This window comes from Enterococcus sp. DIV1368f, assembly GCF_051712245.1.
GTDB lineage: Bacteria > Bacillota > Bacilli > Lactobacillales > Enterococcaceae > Enterococcus > Enterococcus faecalis.
Genome location: NZ_JBIOON010000001.1, coordinates 554,908 through 581,814, shown reverse-complemented (window position 1 = coordinate 581,814; position 26,907 = coordinate 554,908). Strand labels below are relative to the sequence as shown.

The 26,907-nt window shown below is 36.6% G+C and carries 21 protein-coding genes, 1 tRNA gene, 1 pseudogene and 1 riboswitch; of the genes and pseudogenes, 3 read left to right on the top strand and 20 right to left on the bottom strand.

Annotation, left to right across the window (positions count from 1 at the left end):
* Positions 1-118: 118 nt before the first annotated feature.
* From metK to rpoN, 5 genes are all read right to left on the bottom strand, one after another.
* Positions 119-1,303 (bottom strand): methionine adenosyltransferase, encoded by a 1,185-nt coding sequence (gene metK / locus IGL07_RS02925; RefSeq protein ID WP_010712036.1) that lies wholly within the window; start codon positions 1,301-1,303, stop codon positions 119-121.
* Positions 1,301-1,396: riboswitch (SMK box riboswitch) on the bottom strand. Its footprint overlaps the gene before it by 3 nt.
* A gap of 75 nt (positions 1,397-1,471) precedes the next feature.
* Positions 1,472-2,164: a hypothetical protein gene (locus IGL07_RS02920; protein WP_010817067.1), complete on the bottom strand. Its 693-nt coding sequence runs from the start codon at positions 2,162-2,164 to the stop codon at positions 1,472-1,474.
* Positions 2,157-2,852, bottom strand: coding sequence for an ABC transporter ATP-binding protein (locus IGL07_RS02915; RefSeq protein WP_010817066.1), 696 nt, complete (start codon positions 2,850-2,852; stop codon positions 2,157-2,159). Before IGL07_RS02915 ends, IGL07_RS02920 begins: the two co-directional genes overlap by 8 nt.
* 125 nt (positions 2,853-2,977) lie before the next feature.
* A complete protein-coding gene (locus tag IGL07_RS02910) occupies positions 2,978-4,855 on the bottom strand; it encodes an acyltransferase family protein (RefSeq protein ID WP_010817065.1) in 1,878 nt (625 codons plus the stop codon).
* Positions 4,856-5,055: 200 nt separating this feature from the next.
* Complete coding sequence (rpoN, locus tag IGL07_RS02905) at positions 5,056-6,387, bottom strand: RNA polymerase factor sigma-54 (RefSeq protein WP_002361288.1); 1,332 nt, start codon at positions 6,385-6,387, stop codon at positions 5,056-5,058.
* Between the two features lie 58 nt (positions 6,388-6,445).
* Between rpoN and IGL07_RS02900 the strand changes: the two genes are divergently transcribed.
* Positions 6,446-6,517 (top strand) — tRNA-Arg (locus tag IGL07_RS02900).
* Between the two features lie 655 nt (positions 6,518-7,172).
* Here IGL07_RS02900 and IGL07_RS02895 read toward each other — a convergent pair.
* From IGL07_RS02895 to IGL07_RS02870, 6 genes and pseudogenes are all read right to left on the bottom strand, one after another.
* Positions 7,173-7,373, bottom strand: a complete 201-nt coding sequence (locus IGL07_RS02895; RefSeq protein ID WP_010817064.1) for a cold-shock protein — start codon at positions 7,371-7,373, stop codon at positions 7,173-7,175.
* A gap of 233 nt (positions 7,374-7,606) precedes the next feature.
* Entirely contained in the window at positions 7,607-8,014 is a 408-nt protein-coding gene (locus IGL07_RS02890; protein ID WP_002363212.1) for an NUDIX hydrolase, read from the bottom strand.
* A gap of 25 nt (positions 8,015-8,039) precedes the next feature.
* Positions 8,040-9,827: a glycerophosphoryl diester phosphodiesterase membrane domain-containing protein gene (locus tag IGL07_RS02885; protein ID WP_010817063.1), complete on the bottom strand. Its 1,788-nt coding sequence runs from the start codon at positions 9,825-9,827 to the stop codon at positions 8,040-8,042.
* 29 nt (positions 9,828-9,856) lie between these two features.
* Positions 9,857-10,371 (bottom strand): annotated as a pseudogene (locus IGL07_RS02880) (SA1002 family membrane protein).
* Positions 10,372-10,538: 167 nt separating this feature from the next.
* Entirely contained in the window at positions 10,539-10,922 is a 384-nt protein-coding gene (locus IGL07_RS02875) for a bacteriocin (protein WP_002358745.1), read from the bottom strand.
* 24 nt (positions 10,923-10,946) lie between these two features.
* Complete coding sequence (locus IGL07_RS02870) at positions 10,947-13,847, bottom strand: isopeptide-forming domain-containing fimbrial protein (protein WP_010817060.1); 2,901 nt, start codon at positions 13,845-13,847, stop codon at positions 10,947-10,949.
* Positions 13,848-14,311: 464 nt separating this feature from the next.
* Here IGL07_RS02870 and IGL07_RS02865 point away from each other — a divergent pair, with 464 nt between their 5' ends.
* On the top strand, positions 14,312-14,716 hold the full coding sequence (locus tag IGL07_RS02865) for a DUF1622 domain-containing protein (protein ID WP_010817059.1): 405 nt from the start codon (positions 14,312-14,314) through the stop codon (positions 14,714-14,716).
* 20 nt (positions 14,717-14,736) lie between these two features.
* On the opposite strand, the gene IGL07_RS02860 is transcribed toward IGL07_RS02865, so the two are convergent.
* A complete protein-coding gene (locus IGL07_RS02860) occupies positions 14,737-15,255 on the bottom strand; it encodes a hypothetical protein (protein WP_002355635.1) in 519 nt (172 codons plus the stop codon).
* Between the two features lie 195 nt (positions 15,256-15,450).
* Between IGL07_RS02860 and clpP the strand changes: the two genes are divergently transcribed.
* A complete protein-coding gene (gene clpP / locus IGL07_RS02855; RefSeq protein WP_002355633.1) occupies positions 15,451-16,044 on the top strand; it encodes an ATP-dependent Clp endopeptidase proteolytic subunit ClpP in 594 nt (197 codons plus the stop codon).
* A 42-nt stretch (positions 16,045-16,086) separates the two neighbouring features.
* On the opposite strand, the gene IGL07_RS02850 is transcribed toward clpP, so the two are convergent.
* The 8 genes from IGL07_RS02850 to uvrB form a co-directional block, all read right to left on the bottom strand.
* Positions 16,087-16,605 (bottom strand): DsbA family protein, encoded by a 519-nt coding sequence (locus tag IGL07_RS02850; RefSeq protein ID WP_010712027.1) that lies wholly within the window; start codon positions 16,603-16,605, stop codon positions 16,087-16,089.
* A gap of 112 nt (positions 16,606-16,717) precedes the next feature.
* Positions 16,718-17,641, bottom strand: a complete 924-nt coding sequence (locus IGL07_RS02845) for a DUF7916 family protein (protein ID WP_002358737.1) — start codon at positions 17,639-17,641, stop codon at positions 16,718-16,720.
* A gap of 233 nt (positions 17,642-17,874) precedes the next feature.
* Positions 17,875-18,810 (bottom strand): DNA-binding protein WhiA, encoded by a 936-nt coding sequence (whiA, locus tag IGL07_RS02840; protein WP_002358736.1) that lies wholly within the window; start codon positions 18,808-18,810, stop codon positions 17,875-17,877.
* Between the two features lie 33 nt (positions 18,811-18,843).
* Positions 18,844-19,839 (bottom strand): gluconeogenesis factor YvcK family protein, encoded by a 996-nt coding sequence (locus IGL07_RS02835; RefSeq protein ID WP_002355627.1) that lies wholly within the window; start codon positions 19,837-19,839, stop codon positions 18,844-18,846.
* A complete protein-coding gene (gene rapZ, locus IGL07_RS02830) occupies positions 19,839-20,726 on the bottom strand; it encodes an RNase adapter RapZ (RefSeq protein WP_002355625.1) in 888 nt (295 codons plus the stop codon). The genes IGL07_RS02835 and rapZ overlap by 1 nt, the downstream gene beginning before the upstream one ends.
* 165 nt (positions 20,727-20,891) lie before the next feature.
* On the bottom strand, positions 20,892-21,686 hold the full coding sequence (locus IGL07_RS02825) for a YusW family protein (protein ID WP_002366200.1): 795 nt from the start codon (positions 21,684-21,686) through the stop codon (positions 20,892-20,894).
* A 171-nt stretch (positions 21,687-21,857) separates the two neighbouring features.
* Complete coding sequence (uvrA, locus tag IGL07_RS02820) at positions 21,858-24,677, bottom strand: excinuclease ABC subunit UvrA (RefSeq protein WP_010817058.1); 2,820 nt, start codon at positions 24,675-24,677, stop codon at positions 21,858-21,860.
* A 117-nt stretch (positions 24,678-24,794) separates the two neighbouring features.
* Positions 24,795-26,792 carry an excinuclease ABC subunit UvrB gene (uvrB, locus tag IGL07_RS02815; protein WP_002355618.1) on the bottom strand — a complete coding sequence of 666 codons (1,998 nt, stop codon included), beginning with the start codon at positions 26,790-26,792 and terminating at the stop codon, positions 24,795-24,797.
* Positions 26,793-26,907 lie beyond the last annotated feature (115 nt).

Sequence of the window (26,907 nt, the reverse complement as noted above, 5' to 3'; positions counted from 1 at the left end):
AGCTATTCTATACAAAAAAGAACAAAATGTCTTAAAAAAATGCTTTTTCATAAAAAAATTATTCCCAAAAAACAAGAAGTCAGCCAAGTATTGGCTGACTTCTTATTTTTTTATTTAATTATTCAGCTAAACTAGCTTTTAACGCTTCAACTTTATCTGTTTGTTCCCAAGGTAAATCAATATCTGTTCGACCAAAATGACCATAAGCCGCAGTTTGTTTATAAATTGGGCGACGTAAATCTAGCATTTCAATAATACCTGCTGGACGTAAATCAAAGTTTTTACGAACTGCTTCGATTAATTTACTTTCTGGAAGATCACTCGTACCAAACGTATTAATAGAAATAGACACTGGTTGCGCCACACCAATTGCATAAGCTAATTGGACTTCTACTTTTTTCGCCAAACCAGCAGCAACAATGTTTTTCGCGATATAACGCGCAGCATAACTAGCAGAGCGGTCAACTTTGGTTGCATCTTTTCCAGAAAAAGCGCCGCCGCCATGACGAGCATAACCGCCATAAGTATCAACGATAATTTTACGACCAGTTAAGCCGGCATCTCCTTGAGGGCCACCGATTACAAAGCGACCAGTTGGGTTGATAAAGTATTTTGTTTCATCATCTAAAAGTTCATGAGGAATCACCTCATTGATTACTTGTTCTTTAATATCTTTTTCAATTTGTTCTAAGGTTGTTTCATCATCATGTTGTGTACTGATGACAATCGTATCCACACGTTGTGGTTGACCTTGCTCATCATATTCCACTGTTACTTGAGATTTTGCATCAGGACGTAAGTAAGGTAAGACTTTTTCCTTCCGCAATTCTGCTAAACGGCGAACCAAACGATGACTTAACGCGATCGGTAATGGCATTAATTCTGGTGTTTCGTCAACGGCAAAACCAAACATTAAGCCTTGGTCACCAGCGCCAATATCGTCTTTTTCATCTTGATCACGCACTTCTAAGGCTGCGTCAACCCCTTGAGCGATATCAGGTGATTGCTCATCGATTGCTACAAGAACTGCGACAGTCTCTCCATCAAATCCATATTTTGCTCGTGTATAACCAATATCTTTCACAGTTTGACGAACAATTTTTTGGATATCTACATAAGCTGTTGTAGAAATTTCTCCAAATACTAGGACTAAACCAGTTGTTACGGATGTTTCACATGCCACGCGGGCCATCGGATCTTTCTCCAAAATCGCATCTAAAATTGCATCACTGACTTGGTCAGCTACCTTATCTGGATGTCCTTCTGAAACGGATTCTGATGTAAATAAATGTCTTTCTGTCATAATGTTATTCCCCCTAAATAGTTTCGGTTACAAGGCATCTTTAGTAAGTAACGACAATTACTTGCTAAATCCTTTCGGGAACTTGTAACAAAAACAGTATACCAGATATCTAAAAAAAAAGCTTAGGTTTTCAAGAAAATCATTAACCTATTATAAATTTCTATCACACTATTCAATAAAGAATAGCGAATTTTTAACTATCTTACTTGTTGCCATAGTCAGCAAAATACTACAACTTATTAAAAAAAGAAAATAAAGTAAAATCTTTACTAAAGAAAACTGTACATTGAATAAAATATAGGCACTTGCGAGAATGCCACCTAAAGTCAGCGAACAAAAAACAGAAAGATACTCTGCCACCTTTTTATCTTTGATAATTACCGAAAGCAATAGAACTAAACTTCCTAACAGGTAAGTAATAAAAGGTAAAGTAACTACGTTCTGTGGTGCCAAGAGATAAAGATATGGACTCTTTTGGTTATTTAAAATAACAAGACTAATAAGTAGTTGAAACACTTGAAAAGGTACACTAATCATTACAGCAACCACTATTTTCCCAACAACTACCCTAGTTATATTGACAGAAGACAGAAGTAATAGAGGTAAGGTCATTTGCTTTTTTTCTTGAAGCATTGTACTCATGATAAACATAGCAGCAAAACTACCGGCCAAAATAAAGCTGGAAAATAAGTTAGCTTCATTTGGCAAAACAATTCCTTCTGAACCGCCGCTTTTACTAATGAAAACTGTAAAAAAAATCAAATAAAGCATTAAACCGAAATATTTCCAAAGATGACTTTTTAATTCCAGAAACTCACGTTTAATCACTACTTGGATTTCATAAAAAAATTCTTTATTCATGGTGTCCACCTACTTTTTCCAAATAGATTTCTTCTAAATTGACTCCTATATTTGGCTCATTGAAGCAGACTTTTCCATTATTTAATATTAAAAAATTAGTACATATTTCTTCAACGAAAGCTAAATCATGACTATTAATTAAAATGATTTTTCCTGCTTCTTTTAAATGAATAATTAATTGTCGTAACTTCTTTTTCATTTCTGGATCTAAAGCATTCGTAGGTTCGTCAAAATAATAAGCTTCACTCTCTCTTAAAAAAAGCATTGCTAAAGCAACTCTTTTTTTTAATCCCTGTGACAATTTATCTACACGTTTAAACTGATAGTCTATTAATCCAAATTCTTTTAACACTTGTTTCAATTTTTTTGACTTTTGTTTTTCCCCCGACAGCTCCAATTTAAAAAGTATATTTTCTCTGACTGTCAGTCGTTCATAGAAACCACCCATTTCCGGAAGATATTCTACTTTTTTTATATAATTATGTACTACACCTTTGCTCGGCTTCAGCAAACCTAAAACTAAATAACTTAGTGTCGTTTTCCCCGCACCGTTGTTACCAAGAATCCCCCAACATTGTCCGTTTTCGATTTTCCAATTAATATCTTCCAAAACAAAATAATTTTTTTTGTAGAAAAAACTAATATCTTCAGCATAAATTCCACTGTTCTCACTCCGAATTTCTCTCATTACCTACCTCCTATAAAAACGATGATTATTTATTTATCGTAACGTAAACACTATATTTTGTAAACGATTTCTTTATCTATAACAAAAAACTTCCAGCCCCTTTCATCTGAGCTGGAAGTTTCTTGCTACTGTAAAATTTTCTCCGCGATAAAGTGTGTATATTGCTCGCCACCTGCCACATTTGGATGAACTCGGTCATCATAAAACCAATCTTCATGGGCGTTACTATAATTAAACCAGTCAATGACCGTTAAGTTATCGTATTTTTTGTCCATTTGACTAAGTAAACTATTCACTTGATTTTGCCATCTTCTAGTTGGAACGCGAACATTAATCCAATAAACTTTTCGATTACCTAACGCTTTCATAAATTCATCAAATTGTGCCTCTGTAAAAGGACCATTCGTACCTAAACTCACTAAAACAGTATCTTTGAGCATTTTCTTTTTGTCTAGTTCACCAATTAGTGAAATGCTACTATACAATTGACGGCCCACTTCCCCATCGATAATCATTTTAGGGAAAATATCTTGTAACCCGCTAGCACCATCTAGAATAACAGAATCACCAATAGTTGTGATTTCTAAATTCTGCGCTTTTTTTACTTGCTCTGGTGTGAGTTGTGTGGGTAGAACGTCTTGGCTTTCACTCGGTTTTGTACTACTTTCTGTGGACGTGCTACTATTTTTCGTGCCACTTTCTTGGACTTCTTTTTTACGTTCTTCAATTTTTTGCTGATTTTTCGCAATATTTTTTTCTAGTTGCTCTTGTTGCGCACTTTTAGCGTTTGCTGGGGCCACAATTAAACCGAATACTGCAATCACGCTAATCACTGTCATAAAGGCCATTGTCCCTTTTTCACGAAGGTCCCACGGTTTCCGTAAGAACTCAGTGAATTGAGTCCAGACATCCTTATAAGACAATCGTGTCAGTGGATGTTCGATAAAGCGATATGATAATTCGCTCACTACTAAAATTAATGCTATTTCAACCAATGAATGTAGAAAAACATGGTCCGATAAGGTCTTAATTTTGGCCTCATAAAAAATCATGATGGGGAATTGATACAAGTAAATGCCATAACTCCGTTTACCTATCCACGTAAAGACTGGATTTGTTAACCAACGATTCATATCTGCCCCTGGATGTGCAGTGACGGCCACTAAGACAGTGGCTGCCAAACTAATTAAAAACATGCCGCCATAATAAACAAAATTTGTATGATCTGATAATGTTAAAAAGGCTAATACTAAAAGAACTAAGGCACTTAATCCAGCGCCATTTAAGATTTTTTTAGAGGCTTCTGGAATTTCTTCTTTCAAACGTGTGCTTGGCCAAACATACGCCAATGCACTACCTAGTAAAATAGAAAAAACACGTGTGTCTGTTCCATAATAGACACGTGTAGGATCTGCGCCAGGAACATATAAAACGGCCATCAGCGTCACCGAAATTAAGGCGCCGATTAAAACTAAACTGAAAATTCGACCGCGCTTACGAACAAAGCGTTCCAGAAGAATAAAAAGTAATGGCCAAATTAAATAATTTTGCGCTTCAACTGCCAATGACCAAATATGTACAAATGGCGATTGTGTCGCAAATCCATCAAAATAAGAAAACCCTTTAAAAATTTGCCACCAGTTGTTGTAATAAAAAACACTACTAGCGACAACGCTGCGAATATTGTTTAATAAATCCTGCTGAAAGAGTGTAATATAACTAACTGCACTTAAAAGCATCACAATTAATGCTGGATACAGCCGTTTCATCCTTCGCACATAAAATCCTTTTAAATCAATGGTCTGATTTTCTGCCCATTCTTGCCGCAACAAGTCGTTAATAAGATAACCTGAAACAACAAAGAAAATCGGAACACCTAAGTAGCCACCTCGCATGACTTGGGGAAAAAGGTGATACAAAATCACGCCAATTACAGCGATCGTCCGAATGCCATCAAAACCTGTAATATAGCGTTTTTTCTTGCTATTTGCTGTCTGATTCATTTGTGCTTTCCAACTTTTCTATAAAATTATTCTTTTCCTTTATTTAAAGAAGCAAGTAACTTTAATATACGTTTTTTCCTAGGAAATGGCAAGCAAACTTTGCCTCCTTTAGGCTTTTTTTACAATTCAAAAAACCAACATTTTTTAAATCACAAAAAAACAACCAAAGCTTATGAAAATTACTCATAAGCTTTGGTTGTTTACTCATATCGTTTTCGTTTAGATGAAGATGGAATCCCTAGGGCTTCACGATATTTTGCCACCGTTCGCCGGGATATTTCCATGCCTGAATCTTTTAATCGCTCGACTAATTTTTGATCAGATAACGGTTTACTTTTTACTTCTTGATCAATTAATTTTTGTAGTTGCTTTTTAACCATCGTTGTTGAGACATCCTCGCCATCTTCTTCTGATGAAAGAATACTTGTGGAGAAGAATGAGCGCAATTCAAAGACACCAAACGTGGTTTCTAGATATTTTCCATTGACCGCACGACTAACTGTCGATTCATGAATAGACAAAGCATCCGCAATTTCTTTTAAAGTCATTGGTTTTAATGGCCGATCTGCTTCTAAAAAGAAGGCTTCTTGACGGCGCACAATTTCTTGCCCTACACGTAAAATTGTATCCCCCCGCTGATTCACTGCGCGCTCTAACCATTCAAATTCGTTTTTCTTATCCTTAATATATTCTTGGACTTCTTTGTCGTCAGTCTCTTGCATTCGTTTGAAATAATTTTCTTGAAAATTTAATGTCGGTCGACCAGCTTTGTTGGAAATCACCACTATTCGATCTTCCTTGATTCGGACAGTTAAATCTGGTCGAATATACAATTCCTCGGTCGCATCAAAAATATTCCCTGGCGCTGGCGATAACGTTTGTATATAATCAAAGATCAATTGAATTTCTGCTAATTCAATCCCGAATTTTTTAGCTAACGGGCCCCATTTACGACTCACTAAGGCATCAAACTCTTCCTCCAATAAAATATACGCTAAATTAGGCGCGGTATCGTCTCGTTCTGTTTGTAGCATCAAACATTCTTGTAAATTGCGTGCCCCCACACCTGCTGGATCTAGCTGTTGTAACAAAGTTAATGCATCTAGCATTTGAATGGCGCTTGCTTCGGTTTTCTCTGCCGCTTCTTCTAACGAAATCGTTAAATAACCATTCACGTCTATATATTCTACTAAAAACAAAACCAATGTTCGCAAGTATGTATCGCGGTAATTCAAATGAATTTGATCAATTAAAGACTCAAATAATGATAAATGATAGTCTGGAATTTGATTCATATAATTATTTTCTTCGTCTTGGTTGGTATAAGAACGACTAGTTATCGGAAAATCTGTGGTGTACTGCGTGTCTACTTGTAAATCAATTAATGGATTCTCTAGTGCTTTCGCTTCAACAAAGGCAGCGAGTTCTTCCGTATTAAATTGTAAAATTTGAATAGATTGTTGAAGCTGTTGAGTCATGGCCAACTTCTGGACTTGTTTTTGTTGTTGGGACATTCGTTGCTCAAATTTCATTATTTTCGTCCTCCCTCTTGTAATTTTTGTCAATATCAGCTAAACTAGTATTCGTGCCGCGCCCTTAGTGTAGTGGATATCACGTAAGATTCCGGTTCTTGAGACGGGGGTTCGATTCCCTCAGGGCGCGTTATTTAAATATGTTGATTTATCAACGTTTCTGGACACTCTTTATTCATCTAAAGAGTGTTTTTTCATGTTTAGGAATGATTTTTCTATCTGTAGTTTTTTCAAATGTTACTTATGGCAAGCTCAATCGCACTTAACGAGACAACATTTGTTCTGCTTCAGCTACAAATCCAATAAGGTTAAAATTCCTCCGTTCCTATTGTAACGCATAACGTTTCCTTTTTCTATCTGCTAAACAAAGTATTACGACAAGCAAACACCTGCTTCTCTCTTAAAGATCCCTTTCTGATTATATAGTAAATTGCTTTTAATTTGTTAATTATTTTACCTAAAACTTGATACCCTAATTAAATAAAGAACCTGGGGCAAAAATCACTTTGGATTTTTGTCCCAGGCTTAAAACCTGATAATTGGCGGGAACAGAACCGTTCAGCTCCGACCTCTAAAATACTTAATTAGAAATATGCTACCCGCAATCACACCAATTATGATTACTAGCCAAAATAATCCACTTACAAGTAACAGCTCAGTTAAGGTCATCTTCAGATTCTCCTCCTTTAAATGGCATCTGCTTTGTCTTGCTATGTAATTAATGGCGAGATCAGACAACAGCTATCAAAAAAACGGACCAACACGTGGTCCGTTTTCATTCATTATTAAGCTTTTACGATGTTCGTTGCTTGTAAGCCGCGTGGACCTTCTTCAGTATCAAAAGTTACTGCTTGGCCTTCGTCTAAAGTTTTAAATCCATCTGATTGAATAGCTGAAAAATGTGCAAATACATCATTGCCATCTTCACCTGTAATAAATCCAAAACCTTTGTCTGCGTTAAACCATTTTACTGTACCGCTGTTCATATATATTTCCTCCTAGTGCATAAAAATATGCAAGTTATTGCAAAAAATGTTGAGTGGCAAAAGGAGAAGTATAGTTTTTAAATATATAACTCAAATTACTTATCAAAATTGATTACTTAATTACTATAACATATTTATTAGGAATAAACAATGCCCACGACTTTTCCTTGGACTTTCTAAAATAATCAAAGATGCGCTTGACAAAGCCCTAGCAAAAGACACTCCTATTCTCTCTATTTCCAGTTAGTTTTATTTAACTTTAAATAATCACTACGCGCCAAATAATCAAATAGTGGAGCTAATCCTGGTGAAAAATTTACTTCCTCAAACCGCTTAATAAATTGTACGCCTTTAATTTTATTTGGTTCGTTCAGGGTAACTTTTCCTTGGGCTTGTTTGGCAAAATAAAAATGTCCTTGCCAAACGATTGAATCAAAAACAAGTGGTCCAGTAAAAATTTCTTCAAGTTCAGTAATTTCCACTGCTAACTCTTCTTTAATTTCACGAATCGCACATTCCAGCGCTGATTCACCAAGTTCTTGTTTTCCGCCAGGGAAATTCCAAGTGTCTGGCCGATCTTTTAAGATAAGAATTTCATCAGATTGATTTTTAAGAAGTACTCGCGAAAATTCTTTTTTCATTTCTTTTAACCCTCTTCTTCATTTTTTATTGAGAAGCCACACTTGGCAGCATAAAAATATAATGCAAAATACGATCCGCATACGACGGATTTTTTTCAAAGTCATTGACTTCTTCATTGACTAACTCCAAATCATCGGTAATCACTCCAGCAACATCCATAAAGAGCATTTTACTCAATACCTCTGAGTCATTAACTGTCCAAGCATAAACTGCTTTTTTCTGTTGGTCAGCTTTTAAAATGAAGGTATCATTCAACGTGGTAGCTTCCATTGTATACAAATCAGCTTGTGTTTCTGGAAAAGTGAAATTATAGGGCAAAATAAAACTTACTTTTACTTTTGATTTGGCTTTTTTAAACGCTTTGATCACATTGTAGTCGAGAGATTGAACCTGATGGTTATTCTTTATCAAAGGACGTTCATATTTTTCAATAAAGTTAGAAAGCGCACCTTGACTATCTTGTTTAGACGTTTTAATTTCTACTAGTAATTTTTGTTTGGCTTGGTTTGCTTTCGCTAAATAATCATCAAAACTGGCAATTGGTGCTTCTTGGCCATTTTCTTTAACGGTCATTTTTGTTAATTCAGCTAACGTAAATTCTTGTGGCGTGCCATCAACGCCGGCGAGTTCTTTAAGGTTTGCATCATGCATCACAACAAATTGATGGTCTTTGGTTTCTTGAACATCAATTTCAATATAATCTGGTTTAAATTTAATGGTTCTTTCCATAGCAGGAATAGTATTTTGTACCCCATTACTATTGGTGACCCCTCGATGCGAAATAATCAAAGGTTTTGATTCTAATAGCCCTGTTAAGTAAACAGCGTTGAAAATTACATAGCCGCCAAAAATGGTGAATAGTCCTAGGCCCATTCCGATAGTCACTAATTTATTACGTTTGGTTTCTTTGTCAAAGGCAACTTTTGTCGTCGTTTCTGCTTGAACATTTAATTGTGTATATAAGAAATTAATCAGTAATACTGAAAGCCAAGCATTAGAGACAAACTGTAAAAATTGGACAACGGTTAAATTTAAAATACCACCTAGCAAGCTAATGGTATCGCTCAAGGTATCTAACTTCAACTGTAGAAGATAAAGTAACACATAAATAACATACGTTGAAACAAATACCGCGATCGTCACAAATGCAATATTACGAATAATGAACCATAATCGTTTGTTTGTCATTGACCAACTAGCCTTAACTGCCTCGCCCGCTTTTTTTTTCTCCAAAATCATTAATGGAAGCGTGTAAATGAAACGAATAGCTAAATACCAGACTAATAACCCAAAAGCCAGTAGCCCCACCAAGTAAGGAATTCGTTGGGACAAAAATTCAACAATAAAATCTGGAATCACAAATTTCGTCAATAGATTACTTTGGAAAATCAGGTTACCAAAAGGGACAATGACAACAAAATAACCGAAAAAGAATAACCACGAACGGGCACCTTGCTTTTTAAGAACCTTAAAAGATGCCTTGGTAACTCCTTTAAAATGAAAGCGATGGTCTTGCCGTATTTGAAAAATCCCTAATAATAAAAAGGTAAACTGATAAAAAACTGCACCTAAAAAAAGGAACAACAAGAGAATTAATAACACCAGAGCAAGCGGCTTTTCTAACAATAAATTCAGGTTATTAAACGAAAGATAAGGAATACCTTGAGTTTTTAGTGCGTTGGAAGTCGCCCAACTAAAAGCCCCACCCACCAATAATAATAAGACATTTAAAGTAAAAAATAACCATAAGTACTGCAAGATGTCTTTAAAAAATTGCCTTGTTCCATTTTTAAATGTTTGCCAAGCAGACATACAAACTCCTCCATTCTAAAAGTATCTGATTAAAGTTCTTCCATACGAATCCTAAATTAAAACAACGGCAATCCAAATTGAAATAAATGATGGCAAAATAACAATAATGATTGCGACTGGCTCATCAATAGTTCCTTGTAACGTATTTTTTACTTCTGAAGAAACAATAAACTGATCAAAAATCACTTGATAAATAGTAACATAAATCAATACCCATTGAATATAATATTCAATTATTTTCATTAAAGCGATGGGTAAAACAATTTTTTTCGTCGTTAAATTCATAAAAAATATAACAAAAGACTCGTACCGATGATAACGACTATCCCTAAAAGAAATAACGACTCTAACCGCTGGCCTATTACGTTTGAAACGCCTAGCCTATTGTTAATAATAAATACATAGCTACCGAAATTAAGATGCTCACACTTAGCATAACAGAAAACAAAAGTAATGCCTTAAGAAAAAGCCACTTATCAACTCTTTTATTTCCAATCAATAAACCTAAAAGAATCACCGACAAAAGTAAAATCAATTCAATCATTCGTTCCTCCTTCCAAAACAAATGAAAACAAATTCATATGTTCATGTTTATTTTATCAAACCAAAATGAATTTGTAAAACGTTTCACATGTTATTTAATAAACGACTATCACTATAAAAAAGACAAGTTTCCTAATAAAGGAAACTTGTCTTGTCTTTTTATTCTTTTTACTTCGTTATTTTTTGATAGTTTGCGAATAATTGATTCGCATCTCCTTCTCCATCAATTTTCTTGAGATGGCCGTTATCTATTTTAAACATAGATGGCACATGTAAAACTTTATTTTCTCGGATAAATGTTGACCATTCCTTCATGGTCTCTTTGTTGGTTAATTCTACATAGTAAACCTGTTTAGGTGCTTGTAATAGTTTCTCGAAATCCTGACAATCTGAACAGTTTTTCTTTTTTAAAACAACATAAAATGTTTCGCCAGAGTGTTTTTTTTCTTGATACTCATTGAAACTTAATTCCTTTTTATGCGGAATAAATGTAAAACCTACCAACAAACTAAGTAACAAAATTAACAGACTGAACGAAATTTTTTTATTCATGTTTTTTCTTCCTTTTTAGTTTGTCTAATTTTTTCTTTTTTTATTTTTTGTTATGCCAAAGCTAATAGCCACTATAAGGACAATTAAACCTGCGATCATGTAAAGTGGATTTACTGTTGTATTAGTCATTGGTAAATGAATTCCTTTACTTGCTGATTTTCCAAAATTGACTGGGTTCGTTGGCGCTTGATGATTTGTAGGCGTCAACGGTTTCTTCGGTTTTAGCGGTTGTTTAGGTTCAGGTTTTTTTGGATCTTCTGGTGTTGGCGCAGGTGGTGTTACGGTTGGCTTGTTGGAATGCAACACGTCACCTTCGTTGCCAAAGTTTAAGTCAGCTTGGTTGGGAATCCCGTCTTGTTCAATATAAGGGGCTAATTCTTCGTCCGTTGCGTCAGCTTTAATTTTGGTTGTAATGGTCATGGTATAGGTATGTCCAGCTAAGTATGAGTAGCTGTCATCTTTTTTGTTCATAGTAAAGGTTACTTTGTTATTTTCTTGCGCTACTTTGCCGTTAGTTGTAACATCTTTACCATTTTCATCAGTGACTTTCACGTCTGTAATGTCTAACACTTTATTAATGTCATCTACCATGCTAGCTTGGGTCCATGTGCTTGTTTCGTTACCGAAAGCTGCTTTGACGTTCCATTTGAATGCTTGGTCGCGGTTGGTTAAATCTAAATGTTCTTGACCTTCGACGTCTTTAGTAATATTTGGATCTACTGGCGGCGGTGTTACGGTTGGTTTGTTGGAATGTAACACGTCCCCTTCGTTGCCAAAGTTTAAGTCGGCTTGGTTGGGAATCCCACCTTGTTGGATATAAGGGGCTAATTCTTCGTCCGTTGCGTCAGCTTTAATTTTGGTTGTAATGGTCATGGTATAGGTATGTCCAGCTAAGTATGAGTAGCTGTCATCTTTTTTGTTCATAGTAAAGGTTACTTTGTTATTTTCTTGTGTTACTTTGCCATTTGCTGTAACATCTTTGCCATTTTCATCTGTGACTTTCACGTCTGTAATGTCCAATAATTGGTTAATATCATCCACCATGCTGGCTTGGGTCCATGTGCTTGTTTCGTTGCCGAAAGCTGTTTTGACATTCCATTTAAATTCTTGGTCACGATTAGTTAAGTCTAAATGTTCTTGACCTTCGACGTCTTTAGTAATATTTGGATCTACTGGCGGCGGTGTTACGGTTGGTTTGTTGGAGTGTAATACGTCCCCTTCGTTGCCAAAGTTCAAGTCGGCTTGGTTGGGAACCCCACCTTGTTCAATATAAGGGGCTAATTCTTCGTCCGTTGTGCCGGCTTTAATTTTAGTTGTAATGGTCATTGTGTATGTGTGACCAGCTAGGTAGGCATAACTGTCGTCTTGCTTATTTATTTTAAAAACAATGTTATTGTTATCAGTAGTTAATGTTCCTTCAGCTGTTACATCTGTTCCATTTTCATCGGTGACAACGACTTTTTGAATATCTAACAATGAATTAATGTCATCTGTAATACTTGCTTGGGTCCAATCGTTTGTTTGATTACCAAAATCAGCTTTTACATGCCAATCAAAGGAATCATCCCGATTCGTTAAATCTAAATGTTCTTGATTTTCAATATCCTTAGTAATTTCTGGATCTTCTGGCGTCACATCACAGTCATGGGCATGGTCATTTTTAGGAATGGTTGCTTCAGGAAAGTCTTTAGCTACCTCACCTTGAGTCATTGATCCTGAGCTAACTACTGTATCGGCATCAATTGCTGTATTTTCTTTAACAGTATAATGAATGGTAATATTCCCCACATAGCCTGCTACACTGACAGCTGAAATGGTTTGTCCGTTAATTTGAACAGGCACATCATTTCCGGCATCATCCGTAGCCGTTGCTGATTGAATGTCAAATTGATCAGCAACTGTTAGCGAGGCATTAGCTGGCGCTGATTGTCCCACGCGATCTTGGACAATTTGTTTTAATTGTGCTGTAAAATCATCAATAGATTGGCTAGTAATAAAATCTTCTGGTGTGCTGGCACCTTTTTGTAGCTCTTGTTTTACAAAAGGACCAACTTCTGATTGGTATTTATCATAATAAGAATTAACTGAACTTAAAGAATCGACACTTTCCCAAAAGGCATTAATCATTTCATACCCTTCATTTGTAACTTCTTGATTCAACGCTAAAACTTCTTCTGCTGCACCTTGATAGTCATTACTATATTCCACAGATATATAATTGCTAGCTCCCCAAGTACCTAATTGATGATTTGGATCTGGATATTCATTAATTTTATCATTTGTATTGGTTTTGTGTAAGTAACCATCTAATCGAGTATTAGCAACTCCATCCGTTACTAACAAAAAATAAGTTTTTCGATTCGTTAAGTCACCATGTGTCGCATTATATTCATCTAAGGCTAATTTCATGCCTTGTGCAGTCGGTGTTCCACCATAAGTTCGAACATCTCCAAAATTTGACACAAATTGACTTTTATCAAATGTTAATGGTGTATTTACGCGAACATTTAACTCTTTGTCTCCGTCATTGATTTTTGTCGTTCCATCAGGAAACATAAATTGGCGTCCACCACGATAAGAAGTAAGCATGACACGATCTTTGTCTGTTAAGCCTTGAACCACTTCATCAATCGCTGAGCGAACCATTGGAAAATTGTCTGAAAAGCTTCCGCTAGCATCTTCAACGACGACTAAATCGACTGGTTCCGTTTCCCCTGCAACGACTGGAAATGCAGCTTCCCCTTCTAATATTCGTTTACAATCGGCTAAGCTTTCATCTTGAACTTTCACCGTATTGGTCATTCCTTCTGTATCTCCTGCTTTAACCGCTCCTTCAGCTAAAGCCAATGTGGGACTGAAATTTCCCACAACTGTTCCAGCGACAATCACCATTGTCGATAATAATTTCGTTGCTTTCTTAAACATTTTAATCCTCCCTATTTTCTTTCGCTAGTGTTTGGGACACTTGCTTCTCTTTACTTCAACTACAGCTCCTTAAATCTTTCATCAAGTCGATGTGTCTCCTTGTTTTTGTGACACATCTCTTACTCAATTTCTGATTCTATCACCTTTAAAGGCTAAAACTTGGCAGTATTCGGCTCTTGAAAACGTAAAATTTGTCTTTTAAAAATTAATGAAAAGACTATCCACTGACAAAGTTGGTTTTCACTTACTTTTTGACACCTGATTCCTTTTAAAAGTCTTTTTTTACACAAAAAAAGTAAAAGAACCTTTACAATCCTTTTACTTAATTGTTAGATGCTATTCATAATTTTCTTAGTTTTTTTCTATAAGCTGAATAGTTTAGCCCGTTTATTTCAACAATATTTGACGTTAGTCAGCCGTTTCGTTATAGTTAAAGAAAAGGCTTTTTGGTAGGAGTGAATACGATGAATGAGTGGCCCCATCAGTTAATGACGCTTTTAACCCCACTTTTTGAGCTATGTATTTTAGGTCTGAATGTTTTTTCGATTATTGTTTTAGTTTGGGGTGTTTGTTTAGCAGGAAAAGATTTCATTAAAAGTGAACGACAAAATCAAAGCCGCTTTACCTTAACCAAAATGAATACGTTCATCAAAAACTTCCTTGGTAGCTACATTCTGTTAAGTTTAGAAATTTTAATTGCTGCTGATATTATTGAATCTATTGTCAAACCAACTTTTCAAGATATTTTGAAATTGGCAACCTTGGTGATCATCCGTACAGTTATTTCTTATTTCTTACATAAAGAAATTGAAGACACTATGACCGATATGGAACAACAAGAAAAAGAACCAGCTACCCCAAAAAATTAGCGGGTACGCTGGTTCTTTTTTTATTTAATCGCTTTAAAATAATGAAGTGGTTCGTTAGACAAACGCTGCATTTTACGTTTTTTATCTTCAATAATTGCTAAAATCTCGTCTGAAAAATTTTCTAAAATAACACGGCCACCTTTATAGGTGTGTCCACCCATTTCAGCAACTTCGCTGGCCGTCAAAATGACTTTACGATGCGCAATTTTTTTGAAAAATTCTTCAATTAAGTACGTCGGTAAGTAAAAATTATTTTGAGCAGAAAATGATTCCAAATAAATAAAATCATCGATGCTGATGAAACAATCATCCATCGATAAGTATTCAATTGATCTGTCTATATATAATTCACGCTTTTGTAAAATTTCTTTGACTTTTTTATTTAATAAATTCAATGATTCAATTTCTTTAACCAAATGTTCTAGTTCACGATAACGTACTTCTTTTCGCTCTTTGTAAGATGAATGTAAGGCGGCACTTGCTGTGACTATTAGCGCACCGACGATTACACCGACCATTCCGGCGATAAAAACAAACATATTTTTCCCCTCGCTCTTTTCTAATTTTCCATTTTAGTATAACATAATCCAAAAGTTTCGGATAAAAAATGACACAAAATTTTTCAAGCGACTTCGTTGACCTTTATTGACCAAAGAGGTATACTTTTCATAGGCATTCAAAGTGCTTTGTGATAGAATGACTTTAAAAGTTTCTTTATATAGGAGGATTTACTTATGAATTTAATTCCAACAGTTATTGAACAATCATCTCGCGGTGAACGTGCTTATGACATTTACTCTCGTTTATTAAAAGACCGCATCATTATGCTAAGCGGCCCTATCGATGATAACGTGGCAAACTCAGTGATTGCACAGTTATTATTCTTAGATGCCCAAGATTCAGAAAAAGACATTTACTTGTACATTAACTCTCCTGGTGGCAGCGTTTCTGCAGGTTTAGCGATTTTCGATACCATGAATTTCGTTAAAGCGGATGTCCAAACGATCGTATTAGGAATGGCGGCTTCAATGGGTAGCTTCTTATTAACAGCTGGTCAAAAAGGCAAACGTTTCGCTTTACCAAATGCGGAAATCATGATTCACCAACCACTTGGTGGCGCTCAAGGGCAAGCAACAGAAATTGAAATTGCTGCTCGTCACATTTTAGATACTCGTCAACGTTTAAATTCAATTTTAGCTGAACGAACTGGCCAACCTATTGAAGTGATTGAACGTGATACCGATCGTGATAACTATATGACTGCCGAACAAGCAAAAGAATATGGTTTAATCGATGAAGTAATGGAAAATAGTAGCGCCTTAAATTAAAAATAAAAAATGGAAACAGCGACTGTCGCTGTTTCCATTTTTTTATTTTTCAATGTATCCTCGTAATTCTTCTTCAGTAACACTTTCGTCAAAGATATGCTCACCAATGACGATCGTTGGCACAAATTGAATGTGCGCCGCATTGGCTTCAGCAATCACTGCGGAAACAAGCGTTGCATCTGTTTGTTCTTTTAAACCAAGATTTTTTTCAGCATACGTCGCTACTTCTTCTAAGGTTAAGTTTCCCCATTCATCTTGCGTAGCAAACATTTTATGCAATGCTGACAGTGCTTGTTCAGGCGCTGAATAGTCAATGTAGTGATGCATCACATTGCCGCGTTGTAAACTTTCTTTTTCTTTATCAAACAACTTAATGATACGTTCAACTTTACCACTTTTGACAGATTGTGCTAACAGTTCCTCAGACTCTTCAAACCATTTTCTGCAATAAGGACAGCGAACATTGATAAATTCTATCATTTTGACAGGGGCATTGCGCTCACCAATGTGAAGCCCTGTTTCTGTGTTAACTTTTGTTGCATCAATTACTGAAATATCCATAAAAAACCTCATCCTTTCAAACCTTTATTTCTCTTTTAGTATACCGTTTTTCAATAAAAAAATCATAAGACACGAATTCAAATTTTCTGAATTCGTGCCTCTGTTCACTTTTTTAACGATTAATCGAACGAGCCATTCTAGCAACAGTATGTCTTTTCCCGCGTATCGCATCAGAAAGCTCTTTAATATTTTCAATACCAACTAAGCCCATATTGGCATCGCCAATATGTTGAATATCTACGCCTAAAATTTTATTTCTAATGCCGATTGCTTGGATAACTTCAGGTTGAGCACTTTCTTGTGAAGTTCCAATGGCACTCATAACTAATTTTCCTTTTGAATGTGCAAAATCCACAACTTCTTTGACTTGTTGATCATCGATGCCCCAAACCGTGCCGACTGCTGGGACTAAGACAATATCAGCGCCCGCTTCAATAAATTGTTCAGCTGATTTTAAACTGACCACTGGTTCATCTACGCCTGAACTGTGCATTTTTCCGGCAATAATGATGCCGTCAAAATGTTTTTTGGCTAAGGCCACGTTCTTAGCAATCAAGTCGTTGGTCACGCCAGTTCCTGGATTACCTGTCAATAAGATAAAATCCAAACCCAGTTCATTGGCTTTTTTGAAAGTAGCTGCTGATGCTTTTCTACCTGGTTCAATCGAAACTCTCGTTGAAGCTAAGTCTAAATTTTCATCAACAGGTTCGACATTCATGCCAATCGGTAAACCGACTAGTTCTTTCAAACGATGAACAACCTCATCATTAGGGACACATGTTTCCGCAGTATATTGCCCTTCATAAGCGGCTACTACAATGGGTTGATTAACATCGAAAACATTCAATAAAATCATGTCTGCGCCATATGCTTTTGACATTTCCGCACAAGTGATATCACCTGCTACGGATGGATGAACTACCACATTTTCCGATAAAATTACGCGCCCTTCGCTCGCTTTAATACTCTGAAACAGCTCTTCTTTTGACATCCGTTTGATTTCTGATGCATTTGCACTAATTAATCGTTGAACCATTTTGACCCCTCCAATAGTTTTTAATGTTTTAGTTAAAAACAGCAATAAGTAATCGCTCGCATTTTATTACATGCAACATTCGTGCCAACGTCGTTTCTTTAAACCACAGGTCAACACTACATTTCAGTGCTACACACTTTTTGCACACTTTATTTTTTTTTACACGCTTAAAGAAAAAGTGAAGGATAGCACTTCAAACGGAAATGTTATTCTTCACTTCTGGAGCAGAAAAGTTACGCACTTTTTTCTCGTAATTTTTCTGCAAATTCATTAATTTTTCGAATACGATGATTAATACCTGACTTAGAAATAGCTCCTGAAGGAATCATTTCCCCTAGTTCTTTGAGACTAACTTCCGGATACTCTAACCGTAATTCTGCGATTTCCTGAAGTTTCTCCGGTAATGACGTCAACCCTACTGTACTTTCAATAAATTGAATATTTTCAATTTGTTTTGAAGCCGCATCAATGGTTTTATTTAAATTCGCTGTTTCGCAATTCACTAAACGATTTACTGAATTCCGCATATCACGGACAATCCGGACATCTTCAAATTTCAACATAGAGTTCGTGGCACCAATTAACGTTAAAAAGTCGGCAATTTTTTCAGCACCTTTTAAATAACAAATATACCCATTTCGGCGTCCCAATGTTCGAGCGTTTAAGTCATAGTAATTCAACATCTTACAAATATCATTATTGTGTTCTTCATAAATTGAAAAAATTTCTAAATGATAGCGACTTGTTTCCGGATTATTAACTGAGCCAGAAGCCATGAAGGCCCCACGTAAATAGGAACGCATTTTTTGCGCGTTACCCATGATTTCATTTGACACATTGCCATTAAAAACGACCCCATCCATAATATCCAAATCAGCTAGAATTTTTTGTGTATCTTGTTTTAGACGCACAATGTAAACATTATTTTTCTTTAGTTTCATTTTTTTACGAACTAATAATTCTGCTTGTGCATGGTAATGATCTTTCAGCAATGAATACATTCGACGAGCAATTGCAGCATTTTCCGTTTGTACATTCAAGACAAACTGTTGATTAACTAAGCTAAGTGAGCCATTCATCCGAATTAATGCTGCTAATTCTGCTTTCGCGTGTTCTCGATGGACTTCTAAACCAGTTAACTCTTTTTTGACATCCGAGGCAAAAGACATCTAAGCTCCTCCTCTCTTGATTCTTTTGATTAATTAATATTTCGTTCCAAATACGATACGGAAAAGTTCTTCAACAACTTTTTCCCCATCATGAAAAACTCCGCCATCTCTTAATTCTAAAAAGTCTGTCGAAATGACTCGGCATCCTTCTTCACGTAATCCTTGAAAATCATGCTTTACTTGAACTAAATATTCATCATAAATTTCAGGATCCATGTAATTTTCTGGTACTTTTTCTGTGTTAACCAGCACTGTATCAACAAACTGCGCTTGTAGATGCTCGTTTAAGACACGAACATGATCGGCATCCGTAAAATGTTCCGTTTCCCCTTTTTGGGTCATGATGTTACAAATATAGACTACTTCCGCAGCTGTTTGTTTGATGGCTTCACCAATTTCTGTAATAACTAAATTAGGCAAAATACTTGTAAAAAGGCTCCCTGGTCCTAACACGACCATGTCTGCTTCTTCAATTGCTTTGACGACTTTGCGCGCAGCTCTTGGCTGTTCTTCTCCGTGTGTATTTGTCACAAACACATGGTCAATCGTCTTGCGATCCAGTGCAATTTTTGATTCTCCCACCGCCACTGAGCCATCTTTAAATACGGCATGTAACGTTAATGGCCGTTCTGATGATGGATAAATCCGTCCATCAACATGCATCATTTTTGAAAGCAATTGAATCGCTTCATACGTACTTCCTCTCATTTCTGAGACAGCAGCAATGATTAAATTACCGATTGCATGATTGGCAAAATGACTATCTGATTTATCAAAACGATATTGAAAAATATCTTCATATAATTGTGGCATATCTGACAATGCCACTAAAACATTTCTTAAATCTCCCGGAGGTGTCATGTTATTAATAGAGGAACGAAGCTCGCCACTACTACCGCCATCATCAGCGACCGTTACGACGGCAGTAATATCAACACTTTGGTTTCTTAAACTTTTCAAAATTACTGGCAAGCCTGTTCCACCACCAACAACCACGATCTTCGGTTTACGAATTCGATAGGTTTTCATTAAGAGCGATTAACCGTTTCTTTTCTTTTTAAGCGGTCGCGGTGGGTAATATTTACATGGTAATCTTCCTCTTTTAATTCAGCGCCAACACGTTCTGTCAATGCAACAGAGCGATGTTGTCCACCAGTACAGCCAATTGCAATGGTGACGCTACTTTTACCTTCTTTTTTATATCCAGGTAAGACTGTTCGCAGTAAATCGATAAATTTTGTATAAAATTCATCTGTTTCTGGGAAGCCCATCACATAATCATAAACAGGTTGATCCATTCCAGTTAACGGTCGTAGTTCATCAATATAATGGGGGTTAGGTAAAAAGCGAACATCCATAACGATATCTGCATCAATCGGCAAGCCATATTTAAAGCCGAAGGACACCATTTCCACTCGAAATTCGTGTGTCTCTCTCGTTGCTAGTTCTTTATTCAAACGTTCCCGCAATTGACGAGGGGACAAGTCCGTAGTGTCAATGACCAACTGAGCATCCGCCTTGATTTCTTCCAGCATTGCACGTTCTTTACGAATACCTTCTGTCACTAAACCATCCATCGCCATTGGATGCGCACGCCGTGTCTCTTTATAACGAGAAACTAACTCTTCATCGGTGGCATCTAAAAATAAAATCGTTGTATCAATAAAATTAGTATTTTCAAGTTCGACTAACATATCCTGAATTTCTCTAAAGAAGGTCCGTGAACGTAAATCGATCACTAACGCAATCTTGGTAACTTTTCCAGATTCTTTAATTAATTCCCAAAATTTTGGGATTAAGCTTGGTGGTAAATTGTCGATACAGAAATAGCCCATGTCTTCAAAGCTTTGAACAGCGACTGTTTTTCCAGCGCCACTCATTCCTGTAATAATAACCAGTTGTAAATTTTCTGGCATATTCAACACTCCCTTCACTTGCATCACTATATTATAACACCCCGGGCGTATCAAAGAAAGCTTTTCAATCATTCTTATAAAGATTTCTATTCTTTCATAGAAAAACAGCATTGACATTTTTGTCAATGCTGTTTTAATTGCTGAATTATACTATATAACTCTGTGTTATTTTAATACAAACTCAATTTCTGTTTTATCAGTAAAATTAGCTTCAAACTCAAATTGTTTTACTTGTTCATTCACGGCTAACTTTTTCGTAATGTGTTCTTTAATTTGTTCATTTGTAGCTGTTTTGATTGACAATCCATCTAAAAGAGTCATGATTTTGTCTTGTGCTGCCTTACCTTCTAATTCTAAATCAGCAGATTCATCTTCATACGTTGCTTCAATTGTTCCGTTCGATTTTATTTCATAGGTGAACTCAATTTCATTTTCGTCGTATTCGATTTCTACGTCAATCTCTTGAAGACTGGCAACAGTCGGTGTTGGTGTGGTTAGTTCATTGTCTGCTGTTTCATGGTCCCCACCAACTTCAGGAGTTACGGTTTCCCACTTAAAGGTACCAATTTTAGCTGTTGCTAGATAGGGATTATTAATGGTAATGACTTTCAATTGAAGGTCTGAATGGTTGGCGATATCTGTTAAAATCCCCAGAGCCTGATATGTATTTTGTGTAAAACGTGTCGCAATATTTTGCGCATCAATTGTGGAATAGCCTAATGTTTCCCAGGTGATTTGTTGCTTTAATTCCTGATGAACGGCTTGTACTGTCGCCGGCTCCAATTGAATGCCCGTTGCTTCTTTTAAATCTTTCTTGGTAAAACTCATTACTTTTTCATGGTCTGATTGTGAAATTAAAGTAGCTGCTTCCATTGTGTTACTATGTACAAAAGGTGTGATTCCGATAGCTAAGACCATTCCTGCTGTTAATAAACTTGTTGTTATTTTTTTGTTTTTCATTTAAGACTTCCCTTCGTGTTCATTGTTATTTTGTTAACAAACATAGTATATCTTTTAATTACACATTAAGTCAACATTTATTTTTAATTTTTATTAAAAAATATTTGTTATTTTATAATAAAAGAACCTTGTTTCCCATAAAAACAAGGTTCTTTATCTAATCATTAATGTTTATTTCAGAACACGTTTTAAATAATATCCTGTGTAACTGTCTTTGACTTTAGCAACTTCTTCTGGTGTTCCGGTCGCCACGATCGTCCCACCACCGTCGCCACCTTCTGGCCCTAGATCAATCACATGATCCGCAGATTTGATGACATCCAAGTTATGTTCAATCACTAAAACGGTATTGCCCGCTTCCACTAAACGCTCTAATACTAGAAGCAACCGCGCAATATCATCGGTATGCAAGCCTGTTGTTGGTTCATCCAGAATATAAAAGTTTTTCCCATTAGAATTTTTATGAAGTTCACTCGCTAGCTTCATCCGCTGTGCTTCCCCACCAGATAAAGTAGTTGCTGGCTGCCCCAATGTCACATAGCCTAAGCCTACATCCACAATTGTTTGCAATTTACGATGAATTTTAGGGATATGTTTGAAAAATTCTACGGCATCTTCCACCGTCATATCTAAAATATCAGAAATGTTTTTGCCTTTATAATGAACTTCTAACGTCTCAGAATTATAACGTTTGCCATGACAAACTTCGCAAGGCACATAGACATCAGGTAAAAAGTGCATTTCAATTTTGATGATACCATCCCCGCGACAAGCTTCACAACGGCCACCTTTGACGTTAAAACTAAAGCGGCCTTTTTTATAACCACGAACCTTAGCTTCATTTGTTTGGGCAAACAAATCGCGAATGTCATCAAAAACACTAGTATAAGTTGCTGGATTACTTCTTGGCGTTCGACCAATTGGACTTTGATCAATGTCAACAATCTTTTCAATGGCTTCATAACCAGTGATACTTTTGTGTTTCCCAGGTTTATTGGAATTACGATTTAATTTTTGGGCCAGTGCTTTTTTCAAAATTTGATTGACTAAAGTGCTTTTCCCTGAACCTGAAACACCTGTGACAGCAACAAATTCACCTAGCGGAAATTCAACACTGACATTTTTTAAATTATTTTCACTGGCACCAGTGACTTTGATCGCTTTGCCATTACCTTTGCGACGTTCTTTTGGTACAGGAATCACTTTTTTCCCAGAAAGATATTGTCCAGTCAATGAATGCGGATTTTTAGCAACCTCTTCCGGCGTACCAGCGGCTACAACTTCACCGCCCAGATGTCCAGCGCCAGGCCCCACATCAATCAAGTAATCCGAAGCCATCATTGTATCTTCATCATGTTCCACCACAATTAATGTATTGCCTAAGTCCCGCATTTTTTTCAATGAGTCAATCAAGCGGTCGTTATCTCGTTGATGCAAACCAATTGATGGTTCATCTAAAATGTAAAGGACGCCTGATAAGTTTGATCCAATTTGTGTTGCTAAGCGAATTCTTTGTGCTTCTCCGCCAGAAAGTGTGCCGGCAGCTCGACTTAAGGTTAAGTAATCTAACCCGACATTTTTTAAGAAGGTTAACCGATCTTCGACTTCTTTTAAAATTGGCCGAGCAATCGTTGTTTCTTGTTCAGATAAAGACACACCTTCAAAAAATTGGACCGCATTTTTTATTGCTAATTCACTGACTTCACCAATGTGCGTGCCATTGATTTTTACAGCTAAAGCTTGCGGATTCAAACGATACCCTTGACAGCTTCGACAAGTCAATTCTGTCATGTATAACCGCATTTGATCTCGTGTAAAATCGCTATTTGTTTCATGATAACGTCGTTTAATATTTTTTAAAATCCCTTCAAATGGCACTTCCACATCACGAACACCACCAAAGTCATTTTCATAATGAAAATGAAAGTTTTTCTCGCCAGAACCATTTAAAATAATTTCTTGTTGATCTGCAGGTAATTCTTCAAACGGCGTATCCATATCAATCCCAAAACTGGTGGCTGCTTGTTCCAACATTTGTGGATAATATTGGGAACTAATAGGGTTCCACGGAACAATGGCTCCTTCTCTCAAGGTTTTAGTGGGATCTGGAATCACTAAGTCTTTGTCCACTTCTAATTTAACACCTAAACCATCACAATCGGGACAAGCGCCAAATGGTGCATTAAATGAAAACAAGCGCGGTTCCAATTCACCGACTGTGAACCCACAATAAGGACAAGCATAATGTTCACTAAACAACATCTCTTCTTGACCAATCACATCAACAATTGCGTAACCTTCAGCTAAACGCAAAGCCGCTTCAAACGAATCGAACAAGCGAGAGCGAATGCCTTCTTTCACAACGATACGGTCAATCACAATCGCAATATCATGTTTTTTATTTTTTTCAAGTTCTGGTGCCTCACTAACATCATAGGTTTCACCATCCACCCGCATTCTGACATACCCTTCACGTTGGATCATTTCAAACACTTTTTTATGTTGGCCTTTTTTCTTGACCACAACAGGCGCCAAAATTTGAATTTTTGTTCGCTCTGGTAGCTCTAAGACTTTATCAACCATCTGTTCAACAGACTGACTGGTAATTTCAATATGATCGTTAGGACAAATTGGATGACCTACCCGAGCAAATAACAATCGTAAATAATCATTGATTTCTGTTACCGTCCCCACCGTTGAGCGCGGGTTTTTACTTGTCGTCTTTTGATCAATTGAAATAGCTGGACTTAAACCATCGATGCTGTCAACATCTGGTTTATCCATCTGTCCCAAAAATTGTCGCGCATAAGCAGAGAGACTCTCTACATAACGTCGTTGCCCTTCTGCGTAAAGCGTATCAAATGCTAATGAACTTTTGCCAGAACCAGATAGTCCAGTTACAACAACCATTTTGTCACGAGGAATCGTGACATCAATATTTTTTAAGTTATGGGCGCGTGCACCATGAATCACAATTTTATCATTTGCCATATATGTTCTCCTTTTACTAAATCTCTTACGTCAAATCATTTCAAGTCATTCTATAGAGAAAAGATTAGTAAAAGATACGATGGTTCATCGTATCTTTTACTTAATCCGTTGGTTGACTTATTTGGCAGCTTTCAATTCAAGAATGGTATCTCGTAATGTGGCTGCAGTTTCGAAGTCTAATGCTTTGGCCGCATCTTTCATTTCTCTTTCAAGTTTCATTAATAAATCAGCTTTTTCTTGTCTTGATAAATCTTCATATGATTTATCCAATTGAACCACTGTTTCATCTTTATCAGCTGTTTTGGAAATAGAAATCAAATCACGAATTTCTTTAATAATTGTTTTTGGTTCAATACCATGTTCTTCATTATATGCTTCTTGGATTGCCCGACGTCGTGCCGTTTCATCCATAGCTCGTTGCATCGAATCGGTGATTTTATCTGCATACATAATGACTTTTCCTTCAGCGTTCCGGGCAGCCCGTCCCATCGTTTGCACTAACGAGCGTTCACTACGTAAGAAGCCTTCTTTATCTGCATCTAGAATCGCAATTAAGGAAACTTCTGGCACATCGATTCCTTCACGTAATAAGTTAATACCTATTAGAATATCAAATTCGCCTAATCGTAAATCGCGAATAATCTCCGTTCTTTCCAGTGTTTTTATATCACTATGCAAATATTTAACTTTTAAGCCTAATTCTTTGAAATAGTCGGTTAAATCTTCGGCCATTTTCTTCGTTAAGGTTGTGACAAACACTCGCTGATCTTTTTCGATCCGTTCATGAATTTCGCCCACCAAGTCATCAATTTGACCCATAATTGGGCGGATTTCTACTTCTGGATCTAGTAAACCTGTTGGCCGAATGATTTGTTGAACAACAGTCTCTGTTTGTTCCATTTCATAAGGGCCTGGTGTTGCCGATACATAAACAATTTGGTTTACATGTTGTTCAAATTCTTCTAAACGAAGCGGTCGGTTATCAAGTGCACTTGGTAGACGGAAACCATAGTCCACTAACATTTGTTTCCGTGCTCGGTCGCCATTATACATCCCTCTAATTTGCGGCATTGTTACATGAGACTCATCGATTACAAGTAAGAAGTCATCTGGGAAAAAGTCCAACAGCGTATATGGCGGCTCTCCTTCTTGGCGACCATCCATATGTCGAGAGTAATTTTCAATCCCTGACGTGTAGCCCATCTCTCTCATCATCTCAATATCATAGTTGGTTCGCTGTTCCAAACGTTGGGCTTCCAATAATTTGTTTTCACTGCGAAGCACTTTCAAACGTGCTTCTAATTCTTCTTGGATCTGCGAAATGGCGTGTTCCATATGTTCTTCGTTCGTCACGAAGTGTGTTGCTGGAAAAATAGCGACATGCTCTGTTTCGCCGACAATTTCACCAGTTAACGCATCTACTTCACGAATTCGATCAATTTCGTCTCCGAAAAATTCAACACGTAGTGCATGCTCATCCCGTGAAGCTGGGAATATCTCAACCACATCACCGCGGACACGAAAACGCCCCCGTTGAAAATCAATATCATTTCGTTCGAATTGAATATCGACTAAGCTTTTTAGTAACTCATTACGATCCATTTCCATTCCCACACGTAATGAAACAACTTGTTGACTGTATTCCCGCGGATCCCCTAAACCAAAAATACAAGAAACTGATGCTACCACGATGACATCGTTTCGTTCCAATAAAGAACTTGTCGCTGAATGGCGTAGTTTATCAATTTCATCATTAATACTGGAATCTTTTTCAATATATGTATCACTTGAGGGTACATATGCTTCTGGTTGATAATAATCATAGTAACTGACAAAATACTCGACCGCATTATCTGGGAAAAATTCTTTAAATTCCCCGTATAATTGTCCAGCTAATGTTTTATTATGTGCAATCACTAATGTTGGTTTGTTCACTTCTTGAATCACATTAGAGATTGTAAATGTTTTACCTGTTCCGGTCGCTCCAAGTAAAATTTGAGCTTTTTCTCCACCTTTGACACCGTCAACTAGTTCAGCAATAGCGGCTGGCTGATCTCCGGCAGGCTCATATTTAGAAGCCAAATGAAAGGTATTGGAAGTTTCTCTTTCGATCATTTATAACTCCCCCTCAAAGTGTCTAATTTCTCTTAAATTATCGGCCCATTCTGGCAGAATGTCCACTTATTAGTTTAACATACCGAACATATTTTCGCCACTTTTGCTGTTTCGG

What these genes read in the sequence shown, in the direction of transcription:
- whiA (WP_002358736.1), bottom strand. Translation starts at nt 18,810, where the DNA reads ATGTCTTTTGCCTCGGATGTCAAAAAAGAGTTAACTGGTTTAGAAGTC.
- clpP (WP_002355633.1), top strand. Translation starts at nt 15,451, where the DNA reads ATGAATTTAATTCCAACAGTTATTGAACAATCATCTCGCGGTGAACGT.
- uvrA (WP_010817058.1), bottom strand. Translation starts at nt 24,677, where the DNA reads ATGGCAAATGATAAAATTGTGATTCATGGTGCACGCGCCCATAACTTA.
- IGL07_RS02910 (WP_010817065.1), bottom strand. Translation starts at nt 4,855, where the DNA reads ATGAATCAGACAGCAAATAGCAAGAAAAAACGCTATATTACAGGTTTT.
- IGL07_RS02870 (WP_010817060.1), bottom strand. Translation starts at nt 13,847, where the DNA reads ATGTTTAAGAAAGCAACGAAATTATTATCGACAATGGTGATTGTCGCT.
- IGL07_RS02920 (WP_010817067.1), bottom strand. Translation starts at nt 2,164, where the DNA reads ATGAATAAAGAATTTTTTTATGAAATCCAAGTAGTGATTAAACGTGAG.
- IGL07_RS02845 (WP_002358737.1), bottom strand. Translation starts at nt 17,641, where the DNA reads ATGGTTCAACGATTAATTAGTGCAAATGCATCAGAAATCAAACGGATG.
- IGL07_RS02875 (WP_002358745.1), bottom strand. Translation starts at nt 10,922, where the DNA reads ATGAATAAAAAAATTTCGTTCAGTCTGTTAATTTTGTTACTTAGTTTG.
- metK (WP_010712036.1), bottom strand. Translation starts at nt 1,303, where the DNA reads ATGACAGAAAGACATTTATTTACATCAGAATCCGTTTCAGAAGGACAT.
- IGL07_RS02825 (WP_002366200.1), bottom strand. Translation starts at nt 21,686, where the DNA reads ATGAAAAACAAAAAAATAACAACAAGTTTATTAACAGCAGGAATGGTC.
- IGL07_RS02890 (WP_002363212.1), bottom strand. Translation starts at nt 8,014, where the DNA reads ATGAAAAAAGAATTTTCGCGAGTACTTCTTAAAAATCAATCTGATGAA.
- IGL07_RS02835 (WP_002355627.1), bottom strand. Translation starts at nt 19,839, where the DNA reads ATGAAAACCTATCGAATTCGTAAACCGAAGATCGTGGTTGTTGGTGGT.
- rpoN (WP_002361288.1), bottom strand. Translation starts at nt 6,387, where the DNA reads ATGAAATTTGAGCAACGAATGTCCCAACAACAAAAACAAGTCCAGAAG.
- IGL07_RS02895 (WP_010817064.1), bottom strand. Translation starts at nt 7,373, where the DNA reads ATGAACAGCGGTACAGTAAAATGGTTTAACGCAGACAAAGGTTTTGGA.
- IGL07_RS02865 (WP_010817059.1), top strand. Translation starts at nt 14,312, where the DNA reads ATGAATGAGTGGCCCCATCAGTTAATGACGCTTTTAACCCCACTTTTT.
- IGL07_RS02860 (WP_002355635.1), bottom strand. Translation starts at nt 15,255, where the DNA reads ATGTTTGTTTTTATCGCCGGAATGGTCGGTGTAATCGTCGGTGCGCTA.
- rapZ (WP_002355625.1), bottom strand. Translation starts at nt 20,726, where the DNA reads ATGCCAGAAAATTTACAACTGGTTATTATTACAGGAATGAGTGGCGCT.
- IGL07_RS02850 (WP_010712027.1), bottom strand. Translation starts at nt 16,605, where the DNA reads ATGGATATTTCAGTAATTGATGCAACAAAAGTTAACACAGAAACAGGG.
- uvrB (WP_002355618.1), bottom strand. Translation starts at nt 26,792, where the DNA reads ATGATCGAAAGAGAAACTTCCAATACCTTTCATTTGGCTTCTAAATAT.
- IGL07_RS02915 (WP_010817066.1), bottom strand. Translation starts at nt 2,852, where the DNA reads ATGAGAGAAATTCGGAGTGAGAACAGTGGAATTTATGCTGAAGATATT.
- IGL07_RS02885 (WP_010817063.1), bottom strand. Translation starts at nt 9,827, where the DNA reads ATGTCTGCTTGGCAAACATTTAAAAATGGAACAAGGCAATTTTTTAAA.